Source organism: Hyphobacterium marinum (assembly GCF_036330325.1).
Taxonomy (GTDB): Bacteria; Pseudomonadota; Alphaproteobacteria; order Caulobacterales; family Maricaulaceae; genus Hyphobacterium; species Hyphobacterium marinum.
In genome coordinates this window covers 60352-75951 of sequence record NZ_JAZDRO010000002.1, presented here as the reverse complement: position 1 = coordinate 75951, position 15600 = coordinate 60352, and the positions used below count along the sequence as shown (strand labels likewise).

Sequence of the window (15600 nt, the reverse complement as noted above, 5' to 3'; positions counted from 1 at the left end):
AGACTTTGGCGCCCCCCGGTTCTCTGGCCCTGTTCAGGGCAGTAGCGTCAGCATTGGGTCAGGCGGTCGATCGCATCATCGGCCAGGCGCTCGCGCGTTGACCGGCGGTCGCGATTACGCTCGTCAGCCCGCGTGCCGAACACCGCGCCGATGAGGGCGTTGGTCGCTTCACGGCGCACAACGCTTCCGATTGTTGGGCAGTCGGGATTCTCTGACGTGTCTTCGACGAACCGGTTATCAATCTCTTCCGGCTCGATCCCGGCGTGGCGGTTTTCGAGTCCGGTATAGGTGATCGTCCGGCCATCCGACTGACTGCTTTCCGTCGCGCGGACACTTTGAACGGCTGGCAGGATCAGACCGCGTGCGGGGCGTCCGTCATTGTTGATGTCGCCTGCGCCGACGCTCACGCCACCACGGCGCGGCTGATCGTGATTGCTGGAGACGACTACGTTTTCCAGTCGGTAGCCGGTTTCACGTGAGGCCGTTCGGTCCTCTTGTCGGGCACGGGTATTCTGTACCGCAGGCAGAAGCAGGCCGGCACGCTCGTCATCGTTTCCGGCACGGTCACGGCTGGTACGGGCCGGCGTGCTAGTCCGGGCCGGCGGGGTGGCACCATTGCCACGGGTGGAGGCGCGATCGCGCGCGCGGTTGGGCTGCTGGGCGGCAACCGCGTCCGCACCGCCGACGGTCTGGATCGTGTCCTGGATGTCGGCATCGCCGTGATAAAATATGGCTATCGTCATCGGAATGGCACGAAGACCGGCATACTCGCCGGAAATGTTCGGGCTGTCATAACTGCACCAGCCGACAGCATTGAGGGTGACGCTGGTCTCGAACACATCGTCGACGCGCAGGAAATCGGCTTCGCTGCCCGCACCCTGCTCAACGAAATGCTCCAGTCGGCTCTCGACATATTCGACCGGGTTGAATGCACCGAGCGTCAGGCCGCCATTCCAGCTTTCCGGCAGGTCCATAACCGCGTTGATGGCAAAGTTTTCCAGCGCGTGCGTCCCGCTGAAGGCCTCGACAGGCGACAGCCCCCACGGGCCGATTGGCAGGATGTCGGCCCCGTTCTGGGATGCGGCGACATTCGCATTGCCGAACATGATTTGGGCACGTTCTGCGGCGGTCTGGCCCGTATTGAAGGTCTTGCACCAGAGCTGCCCGGTCACCGCGATGACCGGGTCATCCGATACCATGCGCAGGTCGCGGTGGGCGGGATCCGTCGAGGCCGACATATTGCGCACCGAAATGTTTACCGTGGGAATGTTCGACGTCACGATGATGTCGTGAACGGCAAAAGACAGATCGGTGGTGTCGGCCGCGGCCGGGCTGGCGGCGAGCGCCAGGGCGGCGCTCGCGAGAAGGGCGGATTTCATGGATAGTCTCCTATAGTCGGGTCGGCTGCGGGTTGTCCGTCGCACCGCTCCCGGGGGGTGGGGGTATGGGATCAGTTGGGCGTGGTACGGCGGCGGGCCCGTTGCGGTTGGTTGACACCCGGTGCGGTGACGAGATCGGCCTGGCCGTCACTGGTCGTGTTGGCGGACTCGCCCTCGATATCGTCGATCTCAATGAAAACCGGCGTGAGCGATTGGCGCGTGTCGGCTGCGCGTACGGCCTGTACGGCGGGCAGGAGCAGTCCGGCCCGGTTGCCGCCATCGGTGGCGCGGACGTCGATCTCATCAGGCTCCAAGCCGGAATTGGCGGCCGTGTTGCGCGCATCGACCTCGTCGGGTTCTACTCCGGCCTGGGCCGACGCAACCCGTTCATAGTTGAGCGAAGGCGTCTCGGTCGATTGGCTGAACGCGGGGGCGGACAGGACCAGCGCGGCGGCACTGGCGGCGAAAGCAAGCGAGGTGTTGGTTGCCATGTTGGTTCTCCACGATGATGGACCGCGCTGTCCCTCAAAGTGGCGCGGCGATGACGGGCCGCCTTCTGACGGCAGAAGGTGAATGCGCATAGGTGCAGTGACGTCCGCCATCGCGCGTCAGGAGTTGCACGCGGGTTGCATTTGGTTGCACGCTTTATCAACGCGTGCGATCATCGCGTCATGGCGCAGGTTACCTTTGCCGAAAAACTCAAACTGGTTTTGAAGGCCCTGACGATGAGCCGGACGGGGCTCGCCGCCGCGCTGAATGTCGACAAGTCGCTGGTGGGCCGTTGGGCGTCGGGGTCGGTCATGCCGTCCGAGCACAATCTCGCCAACCTGACGCGCTTCGTCGCCACCCGCATCGACGGATTCACCATGCTTGACTGGGACAGGAAAGATGCCGCTTTCGCTCGATTGCTCGGCGTCCCCGAAGCGGTTTCTGAAGCTGGTGGCACCTGGTTCCCCCCACACATTCTCGAGGAGGCCCGCCGCCGCACGCAGCGGCGTGGCAAGGCATATGAGGGCTTGTGGTGTTCAACCCGCGCGTCGAGCGATCTTCCAGGGCGCTACCTCCACGATGTCACCATGGTCCGGTGCGGCGAGGACGGATTTCTCGAATTCCGCTCCGGTATTGAGGGCGTTCGCTATGAGGGAAGGGCGCTGCTCCTCCAGCACCAGCTCTTTTCCATGGCCTGTGATACCGAGCACGGCGCTGTCATGTTCGGCATTTTCAATGGTGTGGCGCGTAACCGCGCGGATGTCCTTGACGGTTTGTCGATTGGAACCTTGCAGGATGCCGGAGGTTCGCCCGCCTGTTCGGCCATGATTCTGGACAGGATTGGCGATATCACCGGTGACCTCGACGAGGATGTCCAGCGGTTCGAAACCGCGGTCGCGGCCCAGGCTCCATTGGCTCCCGAAGGGTCGGTACCCGACACGGTGCGCGAACACCTGTCGCGCGCGGTTGCCTCGGAGTCACCCGGATTGATGCGGATGTTGTTCGCTCACTCCATGGCGCGTGGTCCGCTGCTGGAACCGGGCGAAGCGGGCTGACGACCGCGCCGCGGACTAGGCATTTGCGTCGCCGTGCCTAGTGTGGAGCCAAATCCCGTTTCTGATTCTCCGGAAGCGACCGCTCGCCCATCGGCATCAGGAGGCCTGCCATGACCGCGCCCGTCGGCTCGAAAGCCAACCCGTCGAAGTTTGACTGCTATCCCGATCTGGCAGAGGACGAGCCTTATTTCGTCATTCGCGCCGATGACCCGCTCTCCAATGCGCTTGTCGAGCTGCACGCCTATATCGGTGCAGGGCAATCGGGCGCGGCGCACAACAAGCTTGCCGAGATCATGGCCCTGACCGCCGACCGGCCGCCGCGTCCGTCGGGTAGCCCCAAATACCGGGAAACCTTTGCCATTTCCTCGTCGATGGAGCAGTGGCGGGATAGCCGTTCAGCTAGGTGAACCCGACCTAAACACGCTGTCCAAAACACGTTCAGGCAGACTTTGTCATAACTCCTGCAACGACGGCGAAGAGCGCCGCCGGGAGCAAAGGCGAAGGAGTTTGCCATGAAACTGTTTTCGAAGCTGACCGCCGCAGCTGCTCTGGCCGCTGTCGGCATGACCGCACTTCCCGCAATGGCTGAAGCCCAGTACGGGCAACGCGGCGGTGCCTACGGGTATGACCGTGAACGGAACTACGACAATCGCCGTGGCGGCTGGAATGGCCCGGAAGGCTACTTCACCGTCCGGCGAGACCTGTGTCCCGACCTGATTGAGGACCGCCGCGACCGCCGCTTCAACCGCGGCCGCGCCGATCGCCGCGAAGACCGCCGCGACCGTCAGGTCCTGAACTGCCCGGCCCGGGCTTGGGACTACGTTCCCAGCCGGCGCGAAGCCCGCATGGGCCGCCATGGCGACCGTCTGCGCCCGACCCGGGCCTATCTCGATCGCCGCACCGGCACCTATCTGGCCGAAACCCGCTGGGGGGCGGTTCCCGTCCAGATCATCGGCGGCCGCCACTATCGCCCCTATCGGGGGCACCGCAATGGCGTCAGCTTCAGCATCCGGCTCAACTGACCGGGCCAGCTGCGGGCAGGATCCGCCCCGGCCTTCGTGGCCGGGGCGGTTTCGTATGGATCAGGGCCTGGAAAATCCCGGCTTCAGCCACGGATTGAGATTGCGCGTCCAGCCATAGGTGTCGGCAACTTGCCGACGGTGGTCGAGATCATAATCCGCCAGCAGGATTTCCGGCTGTGGCCCGGCCTGAGCCAGCAGTGCGCCATCCGGTCCGGCGATGACGGAATGCCCGCCATAGGCGGTATCGCCCTCCACGCCGCAGCGATTGGCGAGCGCGGCATAGACCGAGTTCTGGAAGGCGAGGGTGCGGATTTCCCAGGCGAAAAGGTCGAGCGGCTCTCCGGCGAGATTGCAGGTCGGCGTGGCGATGATCTCGGCCCCCTGCAGGGCGCAGGCGCGATAGCTCTCCGGGAAATGCCGGTCATAGCAGATCACGATACCCAACCGTCCAGCCGCCGTGTCGTAAACGTCAAATCCTGACCCCGGCGCGTAATAGTCCTGCTCCCAGAACTTCTCGAACTGGGCGATGTGGACCATTTTCGAGATGCCCAGGAGGCGGCCATCGGCATCAAACACCGGCGAGGCGTCATAGCGGGTGCCGTCATCGTCCTCGAAATAGATGTTGGCGACCGTGACGAGACCGGATTCACGGGCGAGGCTGGACAGCGCGTCCATCGCGGCGTCGTCCCGGCGCATGGCGTAGGCGCTGGCGTCGCCGCCCTTCCGGACGGGAAAGAAGGGCGAAAGCTGGACTTCCGGAAATACGACGAGACTCGCGCCGCCAGCGGCGGCCCCATCCATCATGCGTTGCGCGGTTTCGAGATTGACCGCGATGTCCGGGGCCATGGCGTGTTGCAATACCGCTATCCGCGCCATCAGTACCTTCCCTGGTTGGCCGGAGTGCGCGCAGCCCCTATATCCTGCCGGCGTTCCGGGTTATACCGCAGCGCAACATGAGACACTGCAGTCTGGAGCGTGCCATGCGCCTGACCATGATGAAAGCCAAACTGCACCGCGCCGCGGTGACCCAGGCCGATCTTCATTATGAAGGCTCGATCTCGATCGACCGGGATCTGCTGGACGCGGTTGGCATCCTGCCCTTCGAGCAGGTCGATGTACTGAACATCACTACCGGCGCGCGTTTCACCACCTACGCGATTGAAGCGCCGCGCGGCTCGCGCACCTTCGGCATCAATGGGGCCGCTGCCCGACTGGCTCAGGTTGGCGACCGCATCATCGTGGTGTCCTACGCCGAAATGGACGCCGCCGAGGCGGAAAACTGGACACCCGACGTGCTGGTCTTTGACGAGCACAACGCGCCGGTCACCAACCCGAAAGCAGCCTGACGCGCTAGTCCACGATGGCGAAGCTCGCCGTCACGCTCACGCTGATGCCGACTTCGCCGCCGGCAATCGGCGTGGACTCGTCCATCGCCATGTTGCGCGCAGCATACATGACCGGGGGCTGATAGCCGCCGCCCGAGCTCTCGGAAAACTCGATGATCCGGCCCAGCTCCACGCCGAGCGCTCCGGCATAGAGGTCCGCCAGTTCGCGCAGCTCCGCCACGGCTTCAAGGCGGGCTTCCCGCATTGCCGCGTCGCGGTCCTCCAGCATGAAGTTCACACCCTGGATCTGGTTCGCGCCGGATCCGACCAGCGCGTCGATCGTCTGGCCGAGCGTATCGAGATCATCGACGCGGGCCGTGACGGTGTTGGTTGCCTGGTAACCGGTGATGCGGCGCTCGCGGTTTCCCTCGAAATTTGACCAGACCGGGTTGATCGACAGGTTCGAGGTCTGGATGTCGGCCCGCTCGATCCCGGCGCGCGCCAGCGCATCAAACACGCCATTCATCTGGCGGTTGTTGGCGCGCAGCGCCTCGGCCGCTGTCGGGGCTTCGGCGACGACGCCGGCGGACACGGTGGCCATGTCCGGCGCGGCGCGGACCTCGCCCGTCGCAGACAGGGTGATGCGGCCCGGATGATGCTCGCCGTGCATGGCAGAGTGGTCCTGCATTTGCGCCAGCGCAGGGGCGGCGGGGATGAGCAGGGCAGTGGACAGAAGAAGGGTACGCAGCATGGGTAATCCTTTCGCGGGTTTGCTGGCGTTCTGGTTCGCCAACGTCAGCCAACAGTCTCGGTTCCCCGCGCGGCCAAAGAATGACGGCGTCGTTCAGCTTGCCGTCATCCGCGCTTGGCGCGGCCAGCAGGCTCAAGTAACAAGAGCGTCCTTCCCGCTGCCAAGCGGGGCAAGGGGGTGGGGCCTGTAGCTCAATTGGTTAGAGCCGGCGGCTCATAACCGCTTGGTTGGGGGTTCGAGTCCCTCCGGGCCCACCATTCTCCACCAGATTGCTCTCAATTTCCGCTCGGCGGGTTCAGTCGTGTGAACCGGATATCCGGCGTTCCAGACGAGCCGGTCAATGATCCTCGCGCGTTCGCCTGCGCCTGTCGTCACTGCGAATCCGGCTGACCCCATGGGCGTATCAAGGAAAATAGGATAGACACGTTAACAACATAAACACGTCTATGGTATGTGCTTCGTGTCAATAACGGAGACGGTCATGTCCAACACATCCTCCCCCACCGCCCGCCTGCACGGTCTCGACGCCCTGCGGGCCTTTGCCTTGTTGCTCGGCGTCGTACTTCATGCCGGCATGTCCTTCCTGCCCGGGCCATACGGAATTCCCGTGTGGATTGCCCAGGACAGCCAGGCGACGGGCCTGTTCGGCCTCACCTTCTATGTGCCGCACATTTTCCGCATGGTACTGTTTTTCCTGCTCGCCGGGTTCTTTGCGCGGCTGGCCTATCAGAAGCGCGGAGCCATCGGTCTGGCTGTCGACCGGTTCAAACGGGTTGCGCTTCCACTCGTCGCCTTCTGGATGCCTGTGTTCGCAGCGATTGTTGCGGTCATCATCTGGGGCGCAATCAAGGCCAATGGCGGCGAAGCGCCGGAAGCACCGGAACAGCCCCCGCTGTCGGCCCAGAACTTTCCGCTGACCCATTTGTGGTTTCTCTACCTGCTCTGCCTGTTCTATCCGGTCGCCATACTGGGGCGCGGGATGATCCGTGTGGTGGATCGCAAGGATCGCCTGGGTTCGCTCCTCGACCGGCTGACCGGGCTCGTCACGTTCAGCCCGCTCGGGCTGGTGCTGGTCGCCCTTCCGCTGACCGCGGCGTTCATGAATGCCGAGAACTGGATGATGTGGTTCGGAATTCCGACGCCCGATACCGGCCTCTTCCCAAACCTCGCTGCTCTGACGGGCTATGGCGCGGCATTCCTGTTCGGTTGGCTCTTGCACCGCCGGATCGATCTGCTGGTGCGATTACGGGCGTTCTGGATGCTCAACACGGCCATTGCAATCGCCCTGACTGCAGGCTGTGTGACGTACATCGGCATCCCGCCCAGCTTTCAGGCGGGAGAGCAGACACTGCCGGTCCTGGGCTATGCCCTGGCCTACAGCGCAGCGGGCTGGGCCTGGTCCTTCGGTCTGATCGGCCTGTCCATGAAGCTGTTTGCCAGGGAAAGTGCGACGGCTCGGTACACGGCTGATGCGTCCTACTGGATCTATATTGTCCACCTGCCGATTGTGATGGCCTTGCAGGTCGCTGTCTCTGACGTCGAGCTGCCGGCGATCGCGAAATACGCGTTCATACTGTCGATCACGATGGTCCTGGCGACCGGCTCTTATCAGTTGCTGGTCCGCCGCAGCTGGCTCGGCGGATGGCTGAATGGCCGCCGGTACGGGGCCAAAACCCCGGACGCGCACTCGCCAAACACGGCAAAGCAGGCGAAAAGTGCTCAGACGCCGTCGCCGATTGCTGCGCCCGAATAGAATGAGAACGCCATGACCAATGACATCGATCAAGCCCGAGAAAACCTCGCCTTCATGCGGGCGCTGGCCGACAGCCCGACGACTCCGAACAGAGCCATGGGCCAGTCTTTCCTGGCTGCGGGTTTGATCTATGGATTTCAAACGCTGGTGCAGTGGGGTGCGGCTGTCGGCCTCATCCCACTGCCTTCGCCGTTCTACCTGGTCTTTGTGATTGGGTGTACGGTCCTGTTCCTCGCGGTTCTGGCCTGGATAATCTGGAGCCACCGGAACAAGGGAACCCGGACGGCCATAGGCCGGGCGTATGAAGCCGCCTTCATGGCCGCAGGGCTCATCAATCTGAGTCTTGTCACGGTGTTTATCGTGTTCTCGATCAGGGATTCGAATGTGGCGATATGGGATTACTACACGCCCATATTGTTCATCTTCCAGGGCGGGGCCTGGACGATTGCCTATCGTCTGAGCCGGAAGCTGTGGCTGGGCAGTGTCGCGGCAGGCTGGTTTGTGGCTGCCATCGGGCTGGCGGTGACCAATTCGACCGCGACCTATGTCTTGATCGCCTCCCTTGCGATGTTCCTCCTGCTCGCCCTGCCAGGCTGGAAAATGATGAAGACCGCCGCCGACGAGGACGCCGACTAGCAATGCCCACGCAAGGCATCGGCAAACTTGACGAAATCATCCATGGCCGATTGCGGCTGGGTGTGATGACCTATTTGTCGAATACCGAAGTGGCCGACTTTTCCGAGCTTGCGAAGGCGCTTGACGCCACGCGCGGCAATCTGTCCGTGCAGCTGCGCAAGCTCGAAGATGCCGGTTACATCCAGATCGAGAAGAGCTTTGTTGATCGCAAGTCGCTCACCCAGGCGCGGATCACCAAGACAGGCAAGATCGCTTTCGCCAATTACGTCAAGGCGATTGGCGATCTACTGGGCAATCAGTAATCCATGGCGATTACGGCTTTGCTGGTCGGGGCAGATTTTGCGACACCGCCAGAACGAGACGATTATCCCACCGCGCGGTTCGTGCCCGGTGTTTCGGCCAGGTTCAGCCGTTCTCGGTCGGCAGCTGAAAACTGGGCGGCAACCGTTGATGAGCCGGTGAAATCGACATCCAGCCGTTCACCGCTGCCCGACGCTATCGCGCCTAGCTGAGCGCTTCGGAAGTCGGCGAAGGACAGGACACAATTCTCGAATCGGGCACCGCGCAAATCACATCCGGCAAATTGCGCCCCCCGAAGGTCGCAGCGGATAAACTGGCTGCCCGCCAGCGTCGAGCCGCTGAAATCGCTTTCAATGAAGCGGCAGTCTTCAAACCGGCTCTTGGGCAGTTTCCGGTTCTGCAGCGCGGACCCGAGCGGGCGCATGTCAGCAAGGCGGATATGGGCTGCGCCGCCTGGCTGCGTGCTCCCGATGGCCCAGGCCTCGGCTTCCGCAAGTGCCTTCATCAATTCGGGAACCCGCGCGATCGCGTCCTCATTGGGCGACAGGATACAGTCCTTGATGGCGTCTGTGTCGATACGAACGCCCTTGAGGTCCACATCCGACAGGATGGCTCCGTTGAACTTCGCACTGCGAAGGTCCGCACCCTTGAGATTGGCCCCGCTGAGATTGACCCCGGAGAAGTCGGCTCCTTGCAGCTTGGCATCGCCCAGGCGGGCGCGCTTCAGCGAGCAATGCCGGAAATCCACCTTGCGCAGGCCCTGTTCGGCGTCGCGACCGAAGGACCGGGCCTCCCGGAAAGCGTTTTTCTGGTCGGCCCGGACCAGCATGGCTTCCCGAAAGTCCGCTTCGTCGAGATTGGCACCGTAAAGATTGGCCCCTTTCAGGATCACGCCACGCAGGTCGGCCCGGCGGAAATCAACGGCCCGCAGATCGGCTTCCGTGAGATTGCAGCAGAACAGCGAGGTGCCGACGAATTTCGAGGCCGCGAGTTTGGCACCGGTCATCGTGCTGCCTGACAGTTCGGCCTGTGAAAAATTCCGGTTCTGGAAGGTAAAACCGGACAGGTCTGCAAATTTCATGGCCAGCCGGCGTCCACCGCCATCTCCACGGAGATATTTTTCATGGGCTGTGAGCAGGGCTGCCATCGTGTTGTAGGCAGCCTGATTGACGGTCGGTCCAGTGTCTTCGGTGTTCAACCCGCAACTCCATCCAAGGCAGCACCACGTGCAGGCGGGAAGATTGCCAGACCACTCGCTAAACGGGCATTAACGCCGCTGGATCGGATGGTGGCTAGCGGAACCTTGCCGACAGTGCATAGCCGACATTCCGCATTGGCCGTTCGATGACGAAATGGGCTGCGCTGGCCAGACCGATCACCAGAACGACGTCCAGTGCGAACGCGGCGGGCGGGGCGACGTCAAGTCGTGAAACAGCCGCCAGGACCGGCATGTGAAGCAGATACACCGCGAAGCTGATTTGCCCGACATACCGGGAGATCGGATTGGAAAATATCCAGGCGACGGGCCCGGCGGCGTTGGCGACGCCAAGCGTCAGCGCCGCATAGAGGCCGGCGAACAGGACCGGCGCGTACCAGATCGGATTGACCCACCCCGTGACCGCCGAGAGGGGCGGCAGGGTGAAAAAGCCGGCGAGCAACAGAAGGGGCGTCAAAACAGTCGCTAGAATTCGCAGCCAACGCGCGTCCCCGGCGATGGTCCCGAGGTGACGATGCAGAACACCGGCCAGCATGCCGGCGGCAAAGAAGGGGATGCCCCTAAGTAGCGACGTGTTCTCCGGCACCCGGTAAATCGCGAAAGCAAAGACCAGGAACGCCATGAACAGCAATAGGCGGTCCGGCCCGGGACGGAACAGGCGCGCGAGGACAATGACGACCGGCAGGACGAGGTAGAATTTCATCTCGACCGGGATCGTCCAGAAGACCGAAAATCCGGACCGCAAGGTCACGAGATGCCAGTAGTCGGCCAGGGTGATCTGCCCGAAGAAATGGCTCGATCCGGCCAATGAAAACAGAATGACGCCAGTGACGACCGCAAAATAGAGCGGATAGACGCGAAAGACGCGGCGGAAGGCATAATCGGTCCACTCATTGTCGGTGCGTTTGTCCCCGCAATAGAGGTAGGCCATGAGAAAGCCGGAGAGGACAAAGAACAGCATGACGCCGTTCTGGCCGGTGCCGCGAGCTTCGAAGAAATGCCCGAATCCGCTCATGTGGCTGACCATCACCATCAAGGCGGCGAGTCCCCTGAGCCCGTCGAGCGCGTCGATATTGTGCCGCGCGGATCCCATCTTTCCCCCGACGTCCTGACCAGGCGGGCAGGATAGGGGGCATCCGGCGGGATTGGCTACGGAAAAGGGCGGCAGCGCCTTCTGCCGCCGCCCATTCGGAGTTCCGGCTGTCAGCCTAGTCGGTAACGCCGATGCCGCTCATCCGCGGCATTCCGTCAACCAGTTCATAGTTGACCTCCAGGATCATGACCCGGCCATCTTCGGCTTCGAGCCGGATCAGGACGAGGCCTTCATCCGGGTCTTCCGTCATGCCGGTCAGGGCCATGCTTCTTGCTGTTTCACCGATCTGGTCCATCATTCCGAAATGGCCTTCCATTGGCGCGACGTCCTGCAGGCCCTGGATCATGCGGTTTTCGACAAAGGCTCGGCGATCGGCTTCGATGCCACCCTGTGCGAGATCAAGGAAGTCACCGGCGAGCCGGGTCGCGGCGTTTCGGTCAAAATCAACGTCGTCCCAGTCTACCGTTTCGGCACGGCTATCGATCTGGATTTCAACACCGAATATGCCGCCTGTTGCGGCGAGCATGGCGGCATCGGCATCGACACGGAGCGTATTGGTGGCGGCAAAGACGGCGTAGCCCGTATCGGCATATTCGCGCCAGTGGGCGGAGAAGGCACCGGACCCACCATTGTGCCAGAAGATGCGGCCAAACTGCGGGTGATCTTCGACAACCACGCCATAGCCGTACTGGCTCGGCGCGCCATCGCCCTCCTGAACATGAGGCGACTGTTGGAGACCCCGGGCCTCCTCACTGATCAGCGCGCCGGAATTGTAGGCATTCCGCCAGGCGATCAGATCGTCGATTGTCGTCATCATGCCGCCATTGCCGATCAGAGCCCAACCGGCTTCAGGGCCACCCCAGGTCCAGTCATGGATTGGGTCACCGGCCATCGTCCATGCCATGTCGTCAGGCGGGTTGCCGGCGTCATATGCCCGGCCATAGCCAGTGCGGCGGATCCCGGCGGGGTGCAGGTATTCGTCCAGCAGATAGTCTTCATACGACGACCCAGTGATCTGTTCGATGATCGCCGCGACCAGGGAGAATGCCGTGTTCGAGTAGTGATAACGCGTGCCAGGCTCGAACAGGAGATCGGCACCGAAGGCCAGATCCAGCAACTCGGCAGTATCGATCTGGGCTGCGTCATCGGCCACTGCACCGGGCAGGCCGGACGAATGGGTCAGCAATTGGTGGAGGGTAATTCCCGCCTTGTCGGCAGGAGCCGTGGGAAAGAAGTCGGCCAGCGTATCGTCCGGCGACAGGCGGCCATCCGCAATCAGCTGGGCCGCCATCATGCCGGTATACGTCTTGACAATGGAGGCCATGTCGACGGTCGTGGAGGTGGTAAACGGTTCGTCCGTTTCATAATTGGCCGCGCCAAAAGCGGCTTCGTGAATGATTTCTCCATCATGTGTGACCACAACGATGCCTGAAAATCCGGCCTCGGCGATGGGTTCGTAGGCAGCGGACAGGCGCGCGGCGACCTCTGCGGGAGTGCCGGCTTCCAACACGGCGGGTGGCGCGGCGGCCTGCAGGGCGGTGGCAAGGACAAGGGATGAAAAGATGGTCATGTTCCAGGCTCGTCAGTTGTGAAAGAAGACCCGTCGGCTACGCTACTACGCGGTTACAGTCCTGACCGAAACGTCTTCGAAAGGTGACGGTATGAATACCCAAGCTCCGATTTCCGCTACCGTCCGCGGTTCGCGCTGTGTGTCCATCGGCGAAGTCATCTTCGACCGCGACCGCAGCCTGCTCGCGGCCAATGGTGACTCGATCCGCCTGGAGCCGAAAGTCGCCGGCGTGCTTTCGATCCTCATCGACCATGGCACGACACCTGTGACCCGCGACGAACTGCTCGACCGGGTCTGGGGAGAGGAAGGATCGGACGAGGCCCTGACCCAGGCGGTTTCTCGCCTGCGCCGGATCGCGGGGCCTGCCGACCTGATCGTGACAGTGCCGCGCGTCGGGTATCAGCTTGCCACCGTGCCTGTCCCGGCGGGCAGTCTGCCGAGGCGCAATGTGACTCGACTCCGCAGTGGTCCCTTCCGCCATGTCCGGGCCAGCCACGTCTACAGCTTTGCTGCAGGAGCCGCGTCAATGGCTTTCGTCGCGACCCTGCTGTTCGCCGTTTTCATCAAGCGTGAAGTCAATATCGAGACGTTTGAGACCGTGCCGGGCGGTGAATTGGTACAGGTGTCGCAGGAGAGATGAAAACTCTCTAGAGTCTCTCCGCTCAGATGACCGGAGAAACTTGCCATGACCCGCTTCACTACCGCCACGGCGCTTGCCGCCATCCTGTCCGCGCCAGTGATGGCGCAGGCTGTTCCATCGACCGAAGTGCCCTTCGTTTACGAGACGGTGGCGGCGGTCTCGGCTGACCGGATTGAGTCCGACATCCGTACGCTTGCCGAATTCGGGACACGCCATACCCTGTCCGAAACCGAAAGCGACACACGGGGCATCGGCGCGGCTCGGCGCTGGATCTTCGAGGAATTCGAGCGGATTTCGGCCGACTGTGGCGGCTGTCTGGAGGTTATCTATGTCTCTGACACGATTTCGGGCGAGACGCGTATTCCTGAACCGACCGAAGTCGTTTCCGTGCTGGCGATCCAGCGCGGCACGCTCGACCCGGACCGCTATGTGATGATGTCGGGCGATATCGACAGCCGCGTCACCGATCCGCTGGATGGCACTTCGGACTCCCCCGGGGCCAATGACAATGCGTCGGGCATGGCTGGTGTCATCGAGGCCGCGCGCGTCCTTTCGCAGCGCGAATTCGCCGGCTCGATCATCTATGCCGGGCTGTCGGGCGAAGAACAGGGCCTGTTCGGCGGACAGATCGTTGCCGCCCACGCACTTGAGCAGAGCTGGCGTATCAAGGCCGTGCTCAATAACGACATGATCAGCAATATCGAGGGCATTGACGGCGTCATCAGCAACACCACGGCACGGGTCTTTTCCGAGGGCACCCGCGCGGTGGAAACGCCGGAAGAAGCCCGCATTCGCCGCTTCACCGGCGGCGAAGTCGACAGCCCGTCACGCAATCTGGCGCGCTATATCGACCGGGTCGCCGACCAGTACCTAACCAATCTGGATGTGATGATGGTCTATCGGCTCGACCGGTTCGGGCGTGGCGGCCACCACCGCCCGTTCAACGATGCCGGCTTCCCCGGCGTGCGGATCATGGAGACGCACGAGCATTATGACCGCCAGCACCAGGATTTGCGCACCGAGGACGGTCGCGAATACGGCGACGTGCTCGACGGCGTCGATTTCGACCACGCGGCGAAACTGACCAGCCTCAATGTTGCAACGCTGGCGCTGCTCGCCTCCGCGCCGCCCTTCCCGGCGAATGTTGAAATCGAGGGCGCAGTCCAGCCCAGCACGACATTGCGCTGGTCGGCCCCGGATGCCGGGCAGGCGGCAAATCTCGCCGGTTACCGGGTCTATTGGCGTCCGACCGACGCGCCGCAATGGACGAACAGCCGCTGGGTCGGGAATGTCACCGAATACACGCTGGAGAACATCGTCATCGACAATTTCTATTTTGGCGTGGCGTCGGTGGCGGAGAACGGCGCGGAAAGTCCGGTCGTCTTTCCCGGACCTGCGGGCAGTTTCGGTGACTAGAGCGCCGACGTCGCAAGCCAGGCCGTGTAGGCGAGATAGAAGGCGAGCAAGACGCCGCCCTCCCACCGCTGGATGCGGCGTCCCGTCCACGCGAAGGCCAGCAGCGCGGCGGCGGCCCCCAGCATCACCCACAGATCGACTTGCAGGATCATGTCCGGCACGGCGACGGGGCGGACCAGTGCGGTCACGCCGAGAATGGCGGTGACGTTGAAGATGTTCGAGCCGATGATATTCCCCAGCGCGATATCGCCCTGACGTTTCAGCGCCGCCGAGACCGATGCGGCAAGTTCGGGCAGGGAGGTTCCGACCGCGACGATGCTGAGCCCGATCACGGTCTCCGAGACGCCGAGATCCCGCGCAATGCTGACCGCCCCGTCGACCAGCAGGCGCGCGCCGAAAATGATCCCGGCCAGGCCGAGGCCAAACAGCAAGAGTGCCGCGACGAGCCCGCCGGGGACATCCGGCACGCTTTCAGCTTCAGCCGCGTGAAGCTTGGCCGCGGCGCTGGTGCGGCGGCGATCGAGCCAATAGCTCAGGCCCACATAGACCAGCACGGCCGCGACCAGAATACAGCCCGACATCCGTCCGACCGGCGTCATCAGGATCAGCACGGCGGCGAGGATCTGGGACGCGGCGAGGAATCCGCCGTCGCGTCGCAGCGCTGAGGCCGAAACCGGGATGGACCGGATCAGGGCGGCGACACCCAGGATCAGGAGAATGTTGGCGATATTCGAACCGACGACATTGCCCGCGGCGATGCCCGGAGACCCGGCGAGGGCGGCCTGAACGCTGGTGGTCAGCTCGGGCATGGACGTTCCGAAACCGACCAGGACCAGCCCGATCAGCAGCGGCGAAACACCCAAGCGCGAGGCCGCACCCGAGGCACCGCGCACAAGGACATCGCCGCCCACCGCAAGCAGGATCAAACCACCAACGAGAAGGAGATAATCCATGG

General features: G+C 63.0%; 17 protein-coding genes and 1 tRNA gene. 10 read left to right on the top strand and 8 right to left on the bottom strand.

The genetic code is table 11. The features are described 5' to 3' along the window. Nucleotides 1–47: 47 nt before the first annotated feature. Together V0U35_RS05370 and V0U35_RS05365 are read right to left on the bottom strand one after the other, a co-directional pair. A complete protein-coding gene (locus V0U35_RS05370; protein ID WP_330195644.1) occupies nt 48–1379 on the bottom strand; it encodes a hypothetical protein in 1332 nt (443 codons plus the stop codon). A gap of 71 nt (nt 1380–1450) precedes the next feature. Further along, on the bottom strand, nt 1451–1870 hold the full coding sequence (locus tag V0U35_RS05365; protein WP_330195643.1) for a hypothetical protein: 420 nt from the start codon (nt 1868–1870) through the stop codon (nt 1451–1453). A gap of 180 nt (nt 1871–2050) precedes the next feature. Here V0U35_RS05365 and V0U35_RS05360 point away from each other — a divergent pair, with 180 nt between their 5' ends. From V0U35_RS05360 to V0U35_RS05350, 3 genes are all read left to right on the top strand, one after another. Beyond that, on the top strand, nt 2051–2923 hold the full coding sequence (locus V0U35_RS05360) for a helix-turn-helix domain-containing protein (RefSeq protein WP_330195642.1): 873 nt from the start codon (nt 2051–2053) through the stop codon (nt 2921–2923). A 110-nt stretch (nt 2924–3033) separates the two neighbouring features. Next, nucleotides 3034–3330 carry an aspartate decarboxylase gene (locus tag V0U35_RS05355; RefSeq protein WP_330195641.1) on the top strand — a complete coding sequence of 99 codons (297 nt, stop codon included), beginning with the start codon at nt 3034–3036 and terminating at the stop codon, nt 3328–3330. A 105-nt stretch (nt 3331–3435) separates the two neighbouring features. Next, nucleotides 3436–3945, top strand: coding sequence for a hypothetical protein (locus V0U35_RS05350; protein WP_330195640.1), 510 nt, complete (start codon nt 3436–3438; stop codon nt 3943–3945). A 60-nt stretch (nt 3946–4005) separates the two neighbouring features. Here the strand turns inward: V0U35_RS05350 and V0U35_RS05345 are convergent, their stop codons facing one another. After that, complete coding sequence (locus V0U35_RS05345) at nt 4006–4821, bottom strand: carbon-nitrogen hydrolase family protein (RefSeq protein ID WP_330195639.1); 816 nt, start codon at nt 4819–4821, stop codon at nt 4006–4008. A gap of 104 nt (nt 4822–4925) precedes the next feature. Between V0U35_RS05345 and panD the strand changes: the two genes are divergently transcribed. After that, a complete protein-coding gene (gene panD / locus V0U35_RS05340) occupies nt 4926–5291 on the top strand; it encodes an aspartate 1-decarboxylase (protein WP_330196106.1) in 366 nt (121 codons plus the stop codon). A 4-nt stretch (nt 5292–5295) separates the two neighbouring features. Here panD and V0U35_RS05335 read toward each other — a convergent pair whose 3' ends face one another. Next, a complete protein-coding gene (locus tag V0U35_RS05335) occupies nt 5296–6021 on the bottom strand; it encodes an SIMPL domain-containing protein (protein WP_330195638.1) in 726 nt (241 codons plus the stop codon). 180 nt (nt 6022–6201) lie between these two features. On the opposite strand from V0U35_RS05335, the gene V0U35_RS05330 reads away from it, so the two are divergent. The 4 genes from V0U35_RS05330 (at nt 6202) to V0U35_RS05315 (ending at nt 8712) form a co-directional block, all read left to right on the top strand. After that, a tRNA-Ile gene (locus V0U35_RS05330) sits at nt 6202–6278 on the top strand. A gap of 224 nt (nt 6279–6502) precedes the next feature. Beyond that, nucleotides 6503–7774 (top strand): acyltransferase family protein, encoded by a 1272-nt coding sequence (locus tag V0U35_RS05325; RefSeq protein ID WP_330195637.1) that lies wholly within the window; start codon nt 6503–6505, stop codon nt 7772–7774. Between the two features lie 12 nt (nt 7775–7786). Next, on the top strand, nt 7787–8410 hold the full coding sequence (locus V0U35_RS05320) for a hypothetical protein (RefSeq protein WP_330195636.1): 624 nt from the start codon (nt 7787–7789) through the stop codon (nt 8408–8410). 2 nt (nt 8411–8412) lie between these two features. Continuing rightward, nucleotides 8413–8712, top strand: coding sequence for a winged helix-turn-helix domain-containing protein (locus tag V0U35_RS05315; protein WP_330195635.1), 300 nt, complete (start codon nt 8413–8415; stop codon nt 8710–8712). A gap of 62 nt (nt 8713–8774) precedes the next feature. Here V0U35_RS05315 and V0U35_RS05310 read toward each other — a convergent pair whose 3' ends face one another. The 3 genes from V0U35_RS05310 to V0U35_RS05300 form a co-directional block, all read right to left on the bottom strand. After that, complete coding sequence (locus tag V0U35_RS05310) at nt 8775–9908, bottom strand: pentapeptide repeat-containing protein (protein ID WP_330195634.1); 1134 nt, start codon at nt 9906–9908, stop codon at nt 8775–8777. Between the two features lie 94 nt (nt 9909–10002). Continuing rightward, on the bottom strand, nt 10003–11019 hold the full coding sequence (locus tag V0U35_RS05305; protein WP_330195632.1) for an acyltransferase family protein: 1017 nt from the start codon (nt 11017–11019) through the stop codon (nt 10003–10005). A 115-nt stretch (nt 11020–11134) separates the two neighbouring features. Then, nucleotides 11135–12589, bottom strand: a complete 1455-nt coding sequence (locus V0U35_RS05300) for a serine hydrolase domain-containing protein (RefSeq protein ID WP_330195631.1) — start codon at nt 12587–12589, stop codon at nt 11135–11137. A gap of 91 nt (nt 12590–12680) precedes the next feature. Between V0U35_RS05300 and V0U35_RS05295 the strand changes: the two genes are divergently transcribed. Both V0U35_RS05295 and V0U35_RS05290 read left to right on the top strand, forming a co-directional pair. Beyond that, on the top strand, nt 12681–13229 hold the full coding sequence (locus V0U35_RS05295; RefSeq protein WP_330195630.1) for a winged helix-turn-helix domain-containing protein: 549 nt from the start codon (nt 12681–12683) through the stop codon (nt 13227–13229). A gap of 99 nt (nt 13230–13328) precedes the next feature. After that, nucleotides 13329–14645, top strand: a complete 1317-nt coding sequence (locus V0U35_RS05290) for a M28 family metallopeptidase (RefSeq protein WP_373696380.1) — start codon at nt 13329–13331, stop codon at nt 14643–14645. On the opposite strand, the gene V0U35_RS05285 is transcribed toward V0U35_RS05290, so the two are convergent. Further along, nucleotides 14642–15598, bottom strand: coding sequence for a calcium/sodium antiporter (locus V0U35_RS05285; protein ID WP_330195628.1), 957 nt, complete (start codon nt 15596–15598; stop codon nt 14642–14644). The two genes, V0U35_RS05290 and V0U35_RS05285, sit on opposite strands and share 4 nt — an antisense overlap. Nucleotides 15599–15600 lie beyond the last annotated feature (2 nt).

Coding starts and splice junctions, on each gene's coding strand:
- V0U35_RS05290 (WP_373696380.1), top strand. CDS start 13,329: ATGGCGCAGGCTGTTCCATCGACCGAAGTGCCCTTCGTTTACGAGACG.
- V0U35_RS05285 (WP_330195628.1), bottom strand. CDS start 15,598: ATGGATTATCTCCTTCTCGTTGGTGGTTTGATCCTGCTTGCGGTGGGC.
- panD (WP_330196106.1), top strand. CDS start 4,926: ATGCGCCTGACCATGATGAAAGCCAAACTGCACCGCGCCGCGGTGACC.
- V0U35_RS05300 (WP_330195631.1), bottom strand. CDS start 12,589: ATGACCATCTTTTCATCCCTTGTCCTTGCCACCGCCCTGCAGGCCGCC.
- V0U35_RS05335 (WP_330195638.1), bottom strand. CDS start 6,021: ATGCTGCGTACCCTTCTTCTGTCCACTGCCCTGCTCATCCCCGCCGCC.
- V0U35_RS05320 (WP_330195636.1), top strand. CDS start 7,787: ATGACCAATGACATCGATCAAGCCCGAGAAAACCTCGCCTTCATGCGG.
- V0U35_RS05365 (WP_330195643.1), bottom strand. CDS start 1,870: ATGGCAACCAACACCTCGCTTGCTTTCGCCGCCAGTGCCGCCGCGCTG.
- V0U35_RS05370 (WP_330195644.1), bottom strand. CDS start 1,379: ATGAAATCCGCCCTTCTCGCGAGCGCCGCCCTGGCGCTCGCCGCCAGC.
- V0U35_RS05360 (WP_330195642.1), top strand. CDS start 2,051: ATGGCGCAGGTTACCTTTGCCGAAAAACTCAAACTGGTTTTGAAGGCC.
- V0U35_RS05295 (WP_330195630.1), top strand. CDS start 12,681: ATGAATACCCAAGCTCCGATTTCCGCTACCGTCCGCGGTTCGCGCTGT.
- V0U35_RS05350 (WP_330195640.1), top strand. CDS start 3,436: ATGAAACTGTTTTCGAAGCTGACCGCCGCAGCTGCTCTGGCCGCTGTC.
- V0U35_RS05325 (WP_330195637.1), top strand. CDS start 6,503: ATGTCCAACACATCCTCCCCCACCGCCCGCCTGCACGGTCTCGACGCC.
- V0U35_RS05345 (WP_330195639.1), bottom strand. CDS start 4,821: ATGGCGCGGATAGCGGTATTGCAACACGCCATGGCCCCGGACATCGCG.
- V0U35_RS05355 (WP_330195641.1), top strand. CDS start 3,034: ATGACCGCGCCCGTCGGCTCGAAAGCCAACCCGTCGAAGTTTGACTGC.
- V0U35_RS05305 (WP_330195632.1), bottom strand. CDS start 11,019: ATGGGATCCGCGCGGCACAATATCGACGCGCTCGACGGGCTCAGGGGA.
- V0U35_RS05315 (WP_330195635.1), top strand. CDS start 8,413: ATGCCCACGCAAGGCATCGGCAAACTTGACGAAATCATCCATGGCCGA.